This window comes from Arthrobacter sp. V1I7 (genome assembly GCF_030817015.1).
In the GTDB taxonomy this organism is placed as follows: domain Bacteria; phylum Actinomycetota; class Actinomycetes; order Actinomycetales; family Micrococcaceae; genus Arthrobacter.
The window spans coordinates 1-12616 of sequence record NZ_JAUSYS010000002.1; the positions used below are offsets into that span (position 1 = coordinate 1).

The 12616-nt window shown below is 62.0% G+C and carries 12 protein-coding genes; 8 read left to right on the forward strand and 4 right to left on the reverse strand.

Going from position 1 to position 12616, the window contains the following annotated elements:
• Positions 1–320: 320 nt before the first annotated feature.
• Complete coding sequence (locus QFZ69_RS22460; protein WP_307000474.1) at positions 321–1427, forward strand: IS110 family transposase; 1107 nt, start codon at positions 321–323, stop codon at positions 1425–1427.
• A gap of 135 nt (positions 1428–1562) precedes the next feature.
• Positions 1563–1805, forward strand: coding sequence for a hypothetical protein (locus QFZ69_RS22465; protein WP_307000253.1), 243 nt, complete (start codon positions 1563–1565; stop codon positions 1803–1805).
• Positions 1806–2153: 348 nt separating this feature from the next.
• On the opposite strand, the gene QFZ69_RS22470 is transcribed toward QFZ69_RS22465, so the two are convergent.
• Complete coding sequence (locus tag QFZ69_RS22470; RefSeq protein WP_307000250.1) at positions 2154–2390, reverse strand: hypothetical protein; 237 nt, start codon at positions 2388–2390, stop codon at positions 2154–2156.
• 618 nt (positions 2391–3008) lie between these two features.
• Complete coding sequence (locus QFZ69_RS22475) at positions 3009–3650, reverse strand: hypothetical protein (RefSeq protein WP_307000248.1); 642 nt, start codon at positions 3648–3650, stop codon at positions 3009–3011.
• A gap of 227 nt (positions 3651–3877) precedes the next feature.
• Here QFZ69_RS22475 and QFZ69_RS22480 point away from each other — a divergent pair, with 227 nt between their 5' ends.
• The 6 genes from QFZ69_RS22480 (at position 3878) to QFZ69_RS22510 (ending at position 10943) form a co-directional block, all read left to right on the forward strand.
• Positions 3878–4444 carry a recombinase family protein gene (locus tag QFZ69_RS22480; protein WP_373463155.1) on the forward strand — a complete coding sequence of 189 codons (567 nt, stop codon included), beginning with the start codon at positions 3878–3880 and terminating at the stop codon, positions 4442–4444.
• 558 nt (positions 4445–5002) lie between these two features.
• On the forward strand, positions 5003–5911 hold the full coding sequence (gene dprA, locus QFZ69_RS22490) for a DNA-processing protein DprA (protein ID WP_307000244.1): 909 nt from the start codon (positions 5003–5005) through the stop codon (positions 5909–5911).
• Positions 5912–6473: 562 nt separating this feature from the next.
• Positions 6474–7499, forward strand: coding sequence for a DUF4192 domain-containing protein (locus QFZ69_RS22495; RefSeq protein ID WP_307000242.1), 1026 nt, complete (start codon positions 6474–6476; stop codon positions 7497–7499).
• Positions 7500–7682: 183 nt separating this feature from the next.
• Complete coding sequence (locus QFZ69_RS22500; protein ID WP_307000240.1) at positions 7683–7835, forward strand: hypothetical protein; 153 nt, start codon at positions 7683–7685, stop codon at positions 7833–7835.
• Positions 7836–8355: 520 nt separating this feature from the next.
• On the forward strand, positions 8356–9699 hold the full coding sequence (locus QFZ69_RS22505) for a ParB/RepB/Spo0J family partition protein (protein ID WP_307000512.1): 1344 nt from the start codon (positions 8356–8358) through the stop codon (positions 9697–9699).
• A 374-nt stretch (positions 9700–10073) separates the two neighbouring features.
• On the forward strand, positions 10074–10943 hold the full coding sequence (locus QFZ69_RS22510; RefSeq protein ID WP_307000515.1) for a DUF6602 domain-containing protein: 870 nt from the start codon (positions 10074–10076) through the stop codon (positions 10941–10943).
• An 11-nt stretch (positions 10944–10954) separates the two neighbouring features.
• On the opposite strand, the gene QFZ69_RS22515 is transcribed toward QFZ69_RS22510, so the two are convergent.
• Both QFZ69_RS22515 and QFZ69_RS22520 read right to left on the reverse strand, forming a co-directional pair.
• Positions 10955–11419 carry a DUF4411 family protein gene (locus QFZ69_RS22515; RefSeq protein WP_307000518.1) on the reverse strand — a complete coding sequence of 155 codons (465 nt, stop codon included), beginning with the start codon at positions 11417–11419 and terminating at the stop codon, positions 10955–10957.
• A gap of 2 nt (positions 11420–11421) precedes the next feature.
• Positions 11422–12576 (reverse strand): ImmA/IrrE family metallo-endopeptidase, encoded by a 1155-nt coding sequence (locus tag QFZ69_RS22520; RefSeq protein WP_307000519.1) that lies wholly within the window; start codon positions 12574–12576, stop codon positions 11422–11424.
• Between the last annotated feature and the right edge of the window lie 40 nt (positions 12577–12616).

Consider the following 12616-nt stretch of genomic DNA (forward strand, 5'->3'; position numbering starts at 1 on the left):
GCTTGCCAGCAACCAAAAAACAACTGTGAGTCTTGCAGTGGCTGGTCTGGGACTAGCTGGCAGTGTTGATGCCGGTCGTTCTATCTGGCGGGTGACTCGAAAAAACAATTGCCCCTTGAGGGTGCATTTCCCCCGACTTGTCCGCGCTGGGTGGAGTGACCGGCGTTGACCTGTCCCACGACGGTGGCTTGATTAGAAGCTTGCCCAGCCTCTGCGGTTGTGGCTCATCACAGTATTGCCTCGAAGTGACTCTTCCCAGGTCCAGTGCCGGTCGCGATGCGACCAGTCTTGCCCGTTCGAAAGGAAGGAGGGTGGCCGCGTTGACCATCGTTGCGCAGACCCGCCCATTTGTAATCGGCGTGGACTGCCACGCCCGCACCCACACTTACGCCATCATCGAGGCCAGTACCAAGCAACAGGTCGCGTGCGAGCAGTTTCCGACCACCTCGACAGGGATTTCCCGGGCACTTGCGTGGGTCGGCCGACGGACAGACGGCGATGTCGCCTGTCTATGGGCCGTTGAGGGCATCGGCTCTTACGGGGCACGTCTGGCCAGGGCAGTAACCGACGCTGGCTATGACGTCGCCGAAGCTCCACGGATGAACGCCCGAGGGCGCCGGGCGATCGGCAAATCCGACCCGCTAGACGCCGCAGCCATCGGAACCGCAGTCCTGGCCTTAGAGGAGTCCCAGCTTCGAGTCCCCCGCCGGGATGAAGGAACCCGTGCCGGACTCAGGATCTTGAGCGCAGCCCGGGATCAGTTGACCCGGGAACGAACAATGAATGTCAATGCACTCATCGCCTTACTCCGGGCACACGATCTGGGAATCGACGCTCGTAAACCGCTGGTTCCCGCCCAGATCGCCACGATCACCAGATGGCGGGAACGACAGGAACAGATCGAACTATCGATCGCGCGCGAGGAAGCAGTCCGGTTGGCGCGCCGCGTTCTCGAAGTGACCACCCAGCTGACTGCGAACCAGAAGCGCATGACAGAGCTGATCCAGCAAAGCCCCGCGGCACCGCTGTTGGAGATGGTGGGCGCCGGGGCTGTCACAGTCGCTACCGTCCTGACAGCTTGGTCGCATCCAGGAAGGGTTCGAAGCGAAGCTGCCTTCGCCTCACTGGCAGGGGTAAATCCCTTGCCAGCCTCAAGCGGTAACACTGTCCGGCACAGGCTCAACCGGGGCGGTGATAGGCGCCTCAACCGAGCCTTGCACACCATCACCATGACCAGGATGGCCCACGACCCCGGAACACGGGACTACGTCGCCAAACGCACCCAAGAAGGCCGCAGCTACCGCGAAATCCGCAGATCCCTCAAGCGCTACATCGCCCGAATCCTCTACCGCCAACTCAACTCCCTTTACGCCACCGAGGCACCGGCCCCAGCCCCCACGTTGCCGGGGCAGACCCTTGCGGAATAAGGGCACCGGTTGAGCATGCCGGGCTTCAGTTTGATTTACGGTTCAGGTGGTGTCCGGTAAAGGATCCCCAAGTGTGCAGACGTACATACAGGGGGGAAGCCCTGATAGCGTCTCATTCATGACGGGGATACAGTGATGGACGCACGAAATCACCCCGCTGTGCGCCGCGGCACTTGGTGGCTTCGGAGCCAGTGGTCCTACCTTGCTGTCCTCTTGGTGGTCCTCGGACTTGTACTATTACGCGATCCGACGGGCCTGAACATTCTTGGCGCAGTAGCGCTCTTCATCGGTGCAGGCCTCTCGTTGTTCACCGGACACAAGCTGGTCAAAGCCCTCCGTCACGAGTATCGGTACGAAGACGACGAACCGACCTCGTAACGCTGGCTACCAACGTAACCGCTGAGTGAACCAGTAGCTGACATGTCCGTATATGGATCCTTCACCGGGCGCTTTTCCCGGCGGAACCGATGCAGCAGTGGAGGAGCCCAGTGGGAACGATGCCGGCGGTTCGAGAAATACTTCCCGTCGTATTCATGGAGTAGGCCCGGGCGCACGCGGGCCCGCAGTATCGATAGAGGACGCATCCGAGGCTTCGTCGAAGAAACGACGAGCCCGCGGCAGCCAAAGTGGGCCAACAATAGCAATCGGGACCAGGAAGGGCAGCCAACTCCAAGACGGCGGCCAGGAGAAGCCGAACACCCACAGCGGGACGGCGAGGCTCAAGTATTACCGCATGGTCCGATCGCCGTCTTTGAGGGTTTGCACGAAGCTGGCGGCGATCACGGAAAGTAGGATCAAGATGAATCCGAAGAGCCAAGGAACCCATGCCGGTTTCGGTTCCTTGGCCACTTCTACGATGGCCAGAACGCCAAGGACGCCAAACGCTGCTATGGCCGCCATCATCACCCAAACAGCGAAGAGCACCTCGAATGGTGGCTTCCGTCCCTTCTCCCCGGAACTCACCGTGCTTCCGTGCTGCTTGTCATGACCAGAGCGTAAACCACATGGTCACATCCCAAAACAGACCATTCCGGGGGCGGGCCACTCTGACCCAGGGTAACCGCAGCGATCCGCTGACCGTCGCCCGCCGGTATCTCGTTGAGATCCCCTCGTCCACGTAACCGAACCTTTCAGCAGTCCCTTCTACGACTCCAGCCACGGTCCAAGGCCACCGAGGACGCTGGCCAGTGCCAGCGAATGCTCTACAGGCCGAGCACGGGACACGTCGAAGTCCGGACGCCAGGGTGGTTCCCGAAATCAGGGAGCCGAAGGACGGCGACGAGTTTGACGCAGGGCCTGATTCATCGGAATATCTCCAGGCTGGAGGTCGCCGGCGGGCTATGGGGCTCTAGATTCCACCCAATAAGGCCCCCGATAATAAAGCCGCCTCCCACACCAGGAAAACTTTCGCAACCAGTCGTATGCCGCGACGTTTTCTACTTCTATAGGCCTCCAGAACGCCTGGGTCCTGATGGATGAAGAGATTCCAGTTAGTCACCAGCTTGGCTAGCGGGTTGGAGATTGCCAAGACAAATAGGCCCCCGAGCATGACGACTACACCAAACACCAGAGCCGACATGCTCATCCTCCCGGTTCAGGAAGCGGGGTAACCCAGTATTTCTGCACGTTTGCGGCCGCCGTTCCCAGTTGTTCGCCGGTGATGAGAACGGATTCCTCTTTCAGGCCAAGGTCCTCCCATTGCGCCACGACTCGTGTGTCCCCGCCGAGGGGCAACGGCCAAAGCCAGAACTTGTTTGAACAGAACAGTTCGTCGTCATTGCTTGATCCGCCTCCACCGCCCGCCGACATCAATACCGGCCCCGTTACTGGTTCCTCTCCTTCAAACATCCCTGGGTGCAACTGAGCGGTCGTCGTCTTCCGTCCGTCGGGAAAGGCAACACCGAAGCGAAGGGCGCCACCACGGCCGTTGTCCGAATCCAATCTGTAGGGGCCACGATTGAAGCACTGGTCAATGACTCTGCTCCAGTCACTGTCTGACTCATCCGCCCGACGGACAGACCATACGACCTCAATCAAGCAACCTGTGGAGAAAACTTCGACACTTTTTGCGGCCATGACCATCTGTGCGGACCGGTGAAAGAACTGCCCCAATGAGACAACGGCGGGCAGTTCATCCGATGGCGGACCTGCCCAGACGGGTGGCACGGGCTTCGGCTGGCGTGGCCTCTCGGGCCGGGCCGGAAGATCATCAAAGAAGGACATCTCATCATCCTTGCACCACCGTCAATACCGAGAGTGCCTACGCCAAAACGGAATCTCTCGGCGTTGTGCCTGCTCTTCCCTCGTTCCCGTAAGCCGGTCGATCGCCGTGCCCCGGAAACGTGCCACACGTCCCGTGCAGTTACTGGCCTGGGCCACGTACGTAAGACCCGCACGATCAAATGCACGGTGACGGGGGGATTACTGCAACCCTGTTCCTCATGACTGGAATGAAGATCGGTTATGCCAGGGTCTCGACAAACAACCAAGACCTAACCGCCCAACGAAACGCTCTCCTTGCCCTTGGTGTTGAAGAGAAGCAGATCTTCGTCGATCACGGACTGACGGGATCTACCCGGGTGCGCCCTGGACTCCGTGAAGCGATGGCGGCATGCCGAGCCGGCGATACGCTGGTGGTGACCAAGCTGGACCGTTTGGCGCGTTCCCTTTCCGATGCCCGGGATATAGCCGACGAGCTGACGGCCAAAGGGGTAGTCCTCAGTCTCGGCGGCAGCACCCACGATCCGACTGACCCCGTAGGCCGGCTGCTGTTCAACGTCCTGGGAATGGTGGCCGAGTTTGAGGCAGATCTGATCCGGGCGCGCACCCGCGAGGGCATGGCGGTCGCAAAAGCGAAGGGCCGACTGAAAGGCAAGCAGCCAAAATTGTCCAAGACGCAGCGGAAGCATCTTCTGACACTGCACGACGCCGGTGAGCATACGCAGGCCGAACTGGCCGAACTGTTCCGGGTATCCCGGACGACGGTGTACCGCGAGCTCCAAAGGCGCATCATGTGAAGACCGATGTGGCGCTCCCTGTTAAGAGTGCGACTTAGGCTGTAAAAAGACCGCCATTCCCAGGACACCCGCGTCTCAAGGGCGCACCGCCGAGGACGCCGTGCGTCTCGTTGGCTGGAGCCGCGCAATGCTCTACCGCCACCAGCAAGCCTGCGCTGCACGCGAGAGCACCACAACGTAGACCGGAAACCACGCCCTGCCTGAGGACTCCGGTTTCCGGACATTGCCCAGCTAGCGCCCAGGTCTACTGCACGGACCTCGCTTCGCTCGGGCTGTCGAAGCGTTTTTCTGTTTTTGCTGCTGTCCTCCGGATCGTACGTGCCCGCTCCACCGGCTCAACCGTCCTGCGGACGGCTGCGCAGCCGATGCCTCGTGTCGGCGCTTCGCTTATTTCCTCCCACAACCCATCCACTGCTTGCCCTGCGGGTTGCCCCGGCTCCGTCGGGCACAGCTACGCGCTGCTCCGCCAGCAGGCAAAAACAACCGGGGGATAGGGAAAGCTGGCCGGTCACCAAAGCCGCCCCACTCACCGGATCCTCAGCAAAGGACGAGAGAAACATGAACGATCGCATTGCACGCGCAGCCCTGACCCGACTCTTCGAACCCGGCGACCGTGTCGGCCGGGCCCTCGTAGGCAGGCTCGGCGCGTATGCCGCGTTGAGGCTTGCCACCGGCGCCCAGCCCGTACACGCCATTCCGGAGGCAACGGTCGAAGAATTGTCAGAAGCGTTGAGACGGTGGGCTCCGCGGGTTCCGGAGGTCGACCCGGAGAAGGACCTGGCAACCATCGAACGCCTGGGCGGCGGGTTCCTCATTCCGGGGGATGAACAATGGCCGGAAGGCTTGGACGATCTGCCCGACGCCCCGTACGGGCTTTGGTATCGGGGCAACATCGACAACGGCATCCCGGCACCTTCGAAGTGTGTGGCCCTGACCGGTTCCCGGGACTCGACCAGCTACGGCGCCTCCGTTACAGGAGACATGGCATACGGGTTGGCCCAACGTGGAATCTGCGTGATCTCAGGGCTGGCCTACGGCATCGATGCGCACGCGCACCGGGCCGCGCTGGCCGGAAGCCAGGGAGAAGGACCGGCAACCCTCGCGGTACTGGCCGGCGGCCTTGACCGGGACTACCCGTCAGGGAACGCGGACCTCGCAGCCGCGATCCGCAGCAACGGCCTGACCCTCTCAGAGCTCCCGCCCGGTTCCGCCCCGACCCGGCACAGGTTCCTGCAGAGAAACCGCATCATCGCCGCCCTCGCAGGCGTTACCTGCGTCGTGGAAGCCCGCTGGCGCTCAGGGGCGCTGAACACCGCCCACCACGCGGAGACTATTGCCCGGCACGTCGCGGCCGTCCCCGGAAGCGTACACAGCGCCAACTCGGCAGGATGCCACCGGCTCCTGAAAGAAGGCGCGGCGGTGCTGGTGTCCGATGCGGTCGAACTGGCCGAACTGCTCGCAGGCTAGTCCCTTCAGGTGGCCGTCCCGTTGCCGGGGCGGTCACCGCTGGCGGTCCGCCGTCGTGGCCGACTTGCGCGGTGGGTCGGCTGCGGCGGACCGCCATTCGCATACTCAGTGCCGGCGACCGGGGGCGCGCGGCCGCCGAAGCCAGGGACGCCGAATGGAGACTCGGGGTGCTGATGGAGGGTTCGCAGGGCTCACCAGGAAAAGGGCGTCCGCTGGCGCGGCCGGCTGTGGGTCCAGTGCCGGCTCCGCAGGGCTCCGCCGCCCCTGGCCCTGTTCTCTCTACGACGTTTTGGCTGCTGTCCTGACGGATTGTACGTGTCCGCTCCGGCCCGTCTAGCCCCTCCTTCGTCGGGGCCTGCGGTTCAGGAATTTCCCTGCGGCGCTCCTTCGTCGCTGATTTCCTCCGGGAATTTCCCGCCCCTTGCCCTGCGGGTAGACAGGCCTCCGTCGGCCACAGCTCCGCAAGCTTCGCCAGCAGCCAAAACAACGGGGGGAGAGGGGACGCTGGCCGGTCACCACGAGCCGCCCCGCTCACCATCATCCTCAGCAAAGGACTTTCAACATGAACGACGCAATCCGCATCTCCAGCCCGGCCGACATCCTCGGCTTCATCCCGCACACCCTCGGGTTCGTACCGCGGGAATCCTTCGTGTTCCTGACCATGCGGGGCAAGACGCTGGGCGCGACGCTCCGCGTCGACGTCCCCGTGTCCACGGAACCCGCCGGTTTCGCCCGGACCATGGTGGACTACCTCGCGCTGGACACTCAGGCCACGGCGGTGCTGCTGGCCATCTACACGGCCAGCACCCTCGCCCTCGGACAGCCCCGCCCCTTCCACGACTATGTCGAGGCCGTCATTGAGGCGCTGGACAGTGCAGGTACCCCGCTGCAGGACGCGTGGCTGGTCACCCCGTCCCACTGGCAAAACCTGCTGTGTGACAGCGACGCCGGGTGCTGCGCGCCCGAATCGCTGGAATCCATCACGGACGGGCAGCTGAACGCGGAACTGGTGTTCCGTGGCAGCAGCTACCAAAAGGCGCCCGGCACCAGCTACACGCCGTTCGCAGGCCCGGCAGACAGGGAGGAGCAGATCCGTCACGCGCTCCCGGGAGTGCTCGGCGCGGAGCTGGGTCCGGGCCGGGAACTGTGGGCAGAGGCCCTGACCCGGGACGGCTGGACGGATCCGCAGACAGCGGTGGAGTTGCTGGCGTGCTTCCAGCGTCCGGACCTGCGGGACACGTTGCTCTGCAATGTCATCGATCCGGAGCTGCCGGACGCCGAGGGAAGCGGGAATCTGCTCATGGGGGAGGGTATCGCCCCGGACTGGAACCGGGTGGACCGGGCGCAGGAAACCGCCCGGGATCTCATCGACGCCGCGCCGGAAGGCTACCGGGCGCCCCTGCTGACCTTGATTGGATGGCTGGCGTACCTGAAAGGTCAGTCGTCAGTAGCTGCGGACCACTTCAGGCTTGCTCTGGCTGATACGCCGGGCTACAGGCTCGCGGAACTGATGGACCAGCTGGTGAGCCGGGGAACCATCGCCCCGGTCGCGAAGAACCAGGTAACCGCCTATAAGCGGCACTGCTAAAAGCAACGGGGCCGGACCGGGGAAAACGGTCCGGCCCCTTGGGTGCGGTGGCGGCCTCCCCCGCATGCGCTCCTCCGGCCGCCGATCACGCTGCCGCGGGCGCAGCACCACCAGCGGGCAACGGCCTGCCGCCGGGCTACAGTGGAAAAGGAACACGATCCACTAAGAGCCTGGGGGCAGCACATGAGCCACGAGTACATCCTGACGGACGATGACGCAGCACCTGCCGATGCCACCCAGGCCCAGGACATCCTCGAGCTCTCGATGTTGACCATGCCGCAGCCGGGCGCCCGCATCGTTGATATCTCCTGGGAGAAATCCCCGCTGGACCTGTAAGTTTCTGCCGCGATGACGCTGCACCACTGGGTTTCCTTTTGCTGAGGGAAAACTGAGGCCGGCCCCACGGGGCCGGCCTCAGCCCTTTTAAACCCTGACAAGGGCCTCGCTTCGCTCGGGCTGTAGAAGCGTTTTTGTTTTGGCTGCTGTCCTGTCGGATTGTACGTGTCCGCTCCGGCCCGTCTAGCCCCTCCTTCGTCGGGGCCTGCGGTTCAGGAATTTCCCTGCGGCGCTCCTTCGTCGCTGATTTCCTCCGGGAATTTCCAGCCCTTTGCCCTGCGGGTAGACAGGCCTCCGTCGGCCACAGCTCCGCAAGCTTCGCCAGCAGCCAAAACAATGGGGGAGAGGGGACGCTGGCCGGTCACGACGAGCCGCCCCGCCACCGGCAAAACAACTTGGTCCGCGCCCGCACCCGTTTCCAACCGCTTGACAGACATAGAAGCGTCGGGGGGAAAGGGGAAGCTGGCCGGTCACCTGAGCCGCCCCACCCACCGGAATCCTCTGCAAAAGGAGCACCACCATGAACACCACACCCACCCTCGAAATGCTCGACCCGGCCACCCTGACCGTGGACATCAACGTCCGCAAAGACGCCGCCCTAACCGCCGATTTCATTGCCAGCATCAAAGAGCACGGCGTGCTGGAACCCGTCATCGCCCACCGCAAGGACGATGGGACCGTGCACGTCCTGATGGGACAGCGCCGCACCCGCGCGGCTGTCGAAGCCGGGCGCACCAGCATCCCGGTAATGATCATCGAATCCCCCGAGGAAGCCGAACGCATCGTGACCCAGGTCGTGGAGAACATCCAGCGCGCCGAACTGACCGAAGCGGACGAAGCGGACGCCTACCACCAGCTATCGCTGATCGGCGTCTCCGCCGCCACGATCGCCAAGAAAACCGGACGCACCAAGACCACCGTGGAAGGGGCACTGAAAGCCAAGTCCTCCGACGCCGGATCCGCCGCCCTCGGCAAGGGATACACCATTGATGAAGCGCTCATCATGGCCGAATTTGAAGGGAACCAGGACGCGACCGAGGAGTTAGAGTCCGTGATCGCGGACGAACCCGATCAGCTCCTGCACGTCGCGCAGATGCTCCGGGACCGCCGCGACCGCGCCGCCGCCCTCGCCGCACTCATCGCCGAGCTGGAAGCCCAGGGCAAGACCATCGTGGAGGACGCCGGACACTACGCCAACGAAGAGAACCTGTACGTCGCGGCCGCCACGCGGGCCGACGGGGAACCGGCCACCGACGAGGACGCCAACGCCTACCTGATCAGCACCGACTACCGGGGCCAGCACAACGCCAACCCCGTCATCACCGGCTGGAAGAACCTCGGTTTCACCCCGAAGTACGAACGCCACGACGGCGGCACCCAGGCCCAGAAAGGCCCGATGACCGAGGAACAGAAAAGCGAGCGGAAGACCCTGATCGCGAACAGCCGCGAGATGGACAGCGCCACCAAGGTCAGGCGTGAATTTGTGAAGACCCTGCTGTCGCGGAAGACCGCGCCGAAGGGCTGGCAGTACTTCACCGTCCACGCCATCACCCACGACCCCGAAACCGCCAGCAGCTACGACGGCAAAGTCGCCACCGAAATGATCGGGGCCAAAACCGGAGAGGACACCGACCGGTGGGGCTGGAACCCGCTGCGGGACCACACCGCCAAAACCACCGCCCGGCCCGAGTTCTCCCTGATCGCCCTAATCTGCGCCGGGTATGAAAAGACCATCCAAAAAGACTCATGGCGAAGCGCCGAAAAGCGGCACTTCCACTACCTGAACCAGCTCACCATCTGGGGCTACACCGCAAGCGCCGTGGAACAGATCATCATCGACAAGCACACCACCGACACCGAGTAACCGGACAGTGAGCCGGGCGGCCGACCCCAAAGGCAGCCGCCCGGCCCACTCACCCCAGCAAGGGCCAGGAACCTTCCAGAGGTCGGGCGGTCCGCCGCCCAGGGCGAACCACAGCAGCCACTCACCAGCGACGGACCGCCATTAACCGCGACAACGCGACCGGTGGACCATCAGCCGCGGGACCAGGAACAACGAGGTACCGAGCCCGGGGCAGCACCACAAACCATTCAGCTAAGCTGAACCACATATTTCCTTTGCAGAGGGAAACCAGGGCAGGGCCGGCACACGCCGGCCCTGCCTTTGTTAAGATGTCGATTTCACGGTTTAGGACTTGCTATCGGCCCCTCCGGGGGCGGAACTTGTAAGGTGCAGTGGTGACTAGTGATGTGAAGCAGGAACCGGGTGAGCCAAAGGTGCAGCGCTACTGGGCCGCCGTAGCCAAACGTCTCGGCATTGAATCACGCGAGATGGCGGGGCTCATCAACCATAACGGGGAACGTGGGCGCGCCAACGAGGATTCTTTTGGAGCACTCTTTGTGAAAATGCTGCCTCCGTCGGTCCGGGTAGCGACAGGAGAGATCATCGATGCAGAAGGTGGGGCGTCGCCTCAAATCGATACCCTGGTTCTCTCGAACACGGTCCATCCCATACTCTTTGCGCAGACAGAGGAGATGCTATTCCCGGTCGAATCGGTTCTGCTCTGCGTCGAAGTGAAATCCACTCTTACTTCGGAGGAAGTTGCCGATATCGCGAAGAAGGTGCAAAAGCACCGGAAGCTCAAGAGCTCCACGGGCGAAGTTCCATCCTTCGCCGTCTTCGCACACAAAGCTGGCGGAACGCCGAAAACCATAGCAAAATGGTTTTTTGACCTAGAACCTCAGTGTCGGCCTGAGTTTTTCCTGGTGAATGATTCTGCCGTTTTTGGGGTGGCTGACGCGTCAATAGGCGGCGGGTACCGCGTCGTGATGCCCATCGCACCGGCCCCTGGAGAAACAGATACGTATCCTTTCAATGATCCCGCGACTGCAGGACCGGGCTCCTGGAAGCCCATTGGTTTACCCAAAGGCGACCAGGTGCGAGTTGATCATGGTGCTGCCATGCTCTTGTTTGTTCGTGAGTCCCTAAAAGCACTAAGCGAGCGAAAGCACGCTGAAATAGACTGGTTGGCTGGCTATCTGGAAAAAATCCAGCAACAGCACATTCGCTACGTACCCCAAGAGGACGGATTGATCGAGAGGCCGTAGGGGGTCAGATTTCAGATCCGCGCCAGGAACTCCGCCACCGTCATGCACTTCATCTGGAGGGCATCGCACGCTTCCCTGACGGTGCACCGATCCTCCAGAGTCGTCTCCTCATCTGAGACGACGACAACCGTATGGTGCTCTGCCCACTTGTAGGCCAAGGCCATCGTTCTCAGCGCCTGAGCCTCAGACTCATCCTGATCGTCATCCAGGAGGTCCTCAACCTCGGCAAGTACCTCCTGGCAGTCCGTATAGGCAACAGCTCCACGGCCACGAAAAGTACGCCAGACGGGGTTGACCCAAATAGCAATTTTTTCGCCCTGAAACAGCGTTCGACACTCATCCTTGACGGTGTCGCAAAACAGGATGGACTCGTCCTCATTGAGCTCGTCCAACTTGTCGAAGATCGAATGACCGGCCGTGACCAAGGAATTAAGCGTCTCCATGGCGGAGCTATCCAATACGTAGACTTCGCCCATGTCTAGTCGGACCCCTGACCGAGGGCCAGCAAGGAGCGAAGTTCCGCCCCGTTCAGGCGGAAGAGCTTACGCGCCTCCATCTCAGAAACGCGGGAGCTGGAAAGCCCGGCATCCACCAGTCGGGCGAAACCGTAACCAAATTCAGCGAGTCGTTTCTGAGCACGGGTTTTTCCGGGAGCGCGTCCTGGTTTTTCCTGCTCCTGAAAGTCCCCAGAAACGTACTTGACCAGAGAGTCATCGGCGAAGCCCTCTTCCTTGAGGCGGATCGCCACGCAGAACCAACTGGCCTTGAAGTAGTTGGAGATACGCCCCAACGAATATTCATCTCCTGCTTCAACCCAGTCCTTTTTGAGTTGCTTGTTCATGTACCGCTTTAGATCGGCTTGAGGCATGAGGAACGAAGCGGCAAAGCGGTTGCACCAAGCCTCGGAGCTGGTACGGGATTGCAGATCATGTTTACCGCAGGCTTTGTCGACGCCTTGCAGGAGATGGGCTAGTTCGTGGAGAAGTGTAAATGAACGGGCTGCTGGACTCTTGACTGTTGCGTTGACGAAGATCAAGGGGGCGTGCGAGTGATGGAGTGTGAAACCTCGGAAAGAGTCGCCCTCTACCTTGATTAGATTTGTGAGGACACCGCGCGCTTCCAGCGCTTCTCGGAGGGCGACGAAGACCTTGGTTTTGCTCTTCAGCAGTGTGTACTGCGTTCTGCGGTCCCAACCAAGCCACTCGGCTGCGCGCGCCGCGGCGTGCTGGGGTGATTCATTTGGCCGCAGTCCCATGAGTTGGACGGGGGAAAATTCAAGACTTGTAGACAGTTTTGCGGCTATGTCTTGGCGTCGCTTTGCCTGACGGACAGCAGCCCGTTCGTCGGGGTTCAGGGGTCTTGGCTTGCCACCATTGGATGCCGGAGCCCGAAAATTTGCGCCAACTGATTCTTTTTCCCGCCGCGGGGGCTTCGGAAGGGCGAAGAAGTAGGCCGAACGCCGAGTCGCCTGCGCAATTCGCTGAAGGTCTTCGAACGAGATAGGAATGGGGCCAGAGAGCCGCGCACCCAGGACTTCTTTGGCGTCGAGGGATGCGAGGACCTTTTCTCTATCTACCCCCGCGTCGTTTAACGCCCACTCAAGGACATCGCCCTGAATCACTGCGTTTTCCATAGGCGCTAGTGTACGTCGACTGTCCGACGGTTTAGCTCTA

Bases quoted from the DNA above. Each gene is read 5' to 3' on its own strand.
- QFZ69_RS22465 (WP_307000253.1), top strand. From the start codon at position 1,563: ATGGACGCACGAAATCACCCCGCTGTGCGCCGCGGCACTTGGTGGCTT.
- QFZ69_RS22475 (WP_307000248.1), bottom strand. From the start codon at position 3,650: ATGTCCTTCTTTGATGATCTTCCGGCCCGGCCCGAGAGGCCACGCCAG.
- QFZ69_RS22480 (WP_373463155.1), top strand. From the start codon at position 3,878: ATGAAGATCGGTTATGCCAGGGTCTCGACAAACAACCAAGACCTAACC.
- dprA (WP_307000244.1), top strand. From the start codon at position 5,003: ATGAACGATCGCATTGCACGCGCAGCCCTGACCCGACTCTTCGAACCC.
- QFZ69_RS22495 (WP_307000242.1), top strand. From the start codon at position 6,474: ATGAACGACGCAATCCGCATCTCCAGCCCGGCCGACATCCTCGGCTTC.
- QFZ69_RS22500 (WP_307000240.1), top strand. From the start codon at position 7,683: ATGAGCCACGAGTACATCCTGACGGACGATGACGCAGCACCTGCCGAT.
- QFZ69_RS22505 (WP_307000512.1), top strand. From the start codon at position 8,356: ATGAACACCACACCCACCCTCGAAATGCTCGACCCGGCCACCCTGACC.
- QFZ69_RS22515 (WP_307000518.1), bottom strand. From the start codon at position 11,419: ATGGGCGAAGTCTACGTATTGGATAGCTCCGCCATGGAGACGCTTAAT.
- QFZ69_RS22520 (WP_307000519.1), bottom strand. From the start codon at position 12,576: ATGGAAAACGCAGTGATTCAGGGCGATGTCCTTGAGTGGGCGTTAAAC.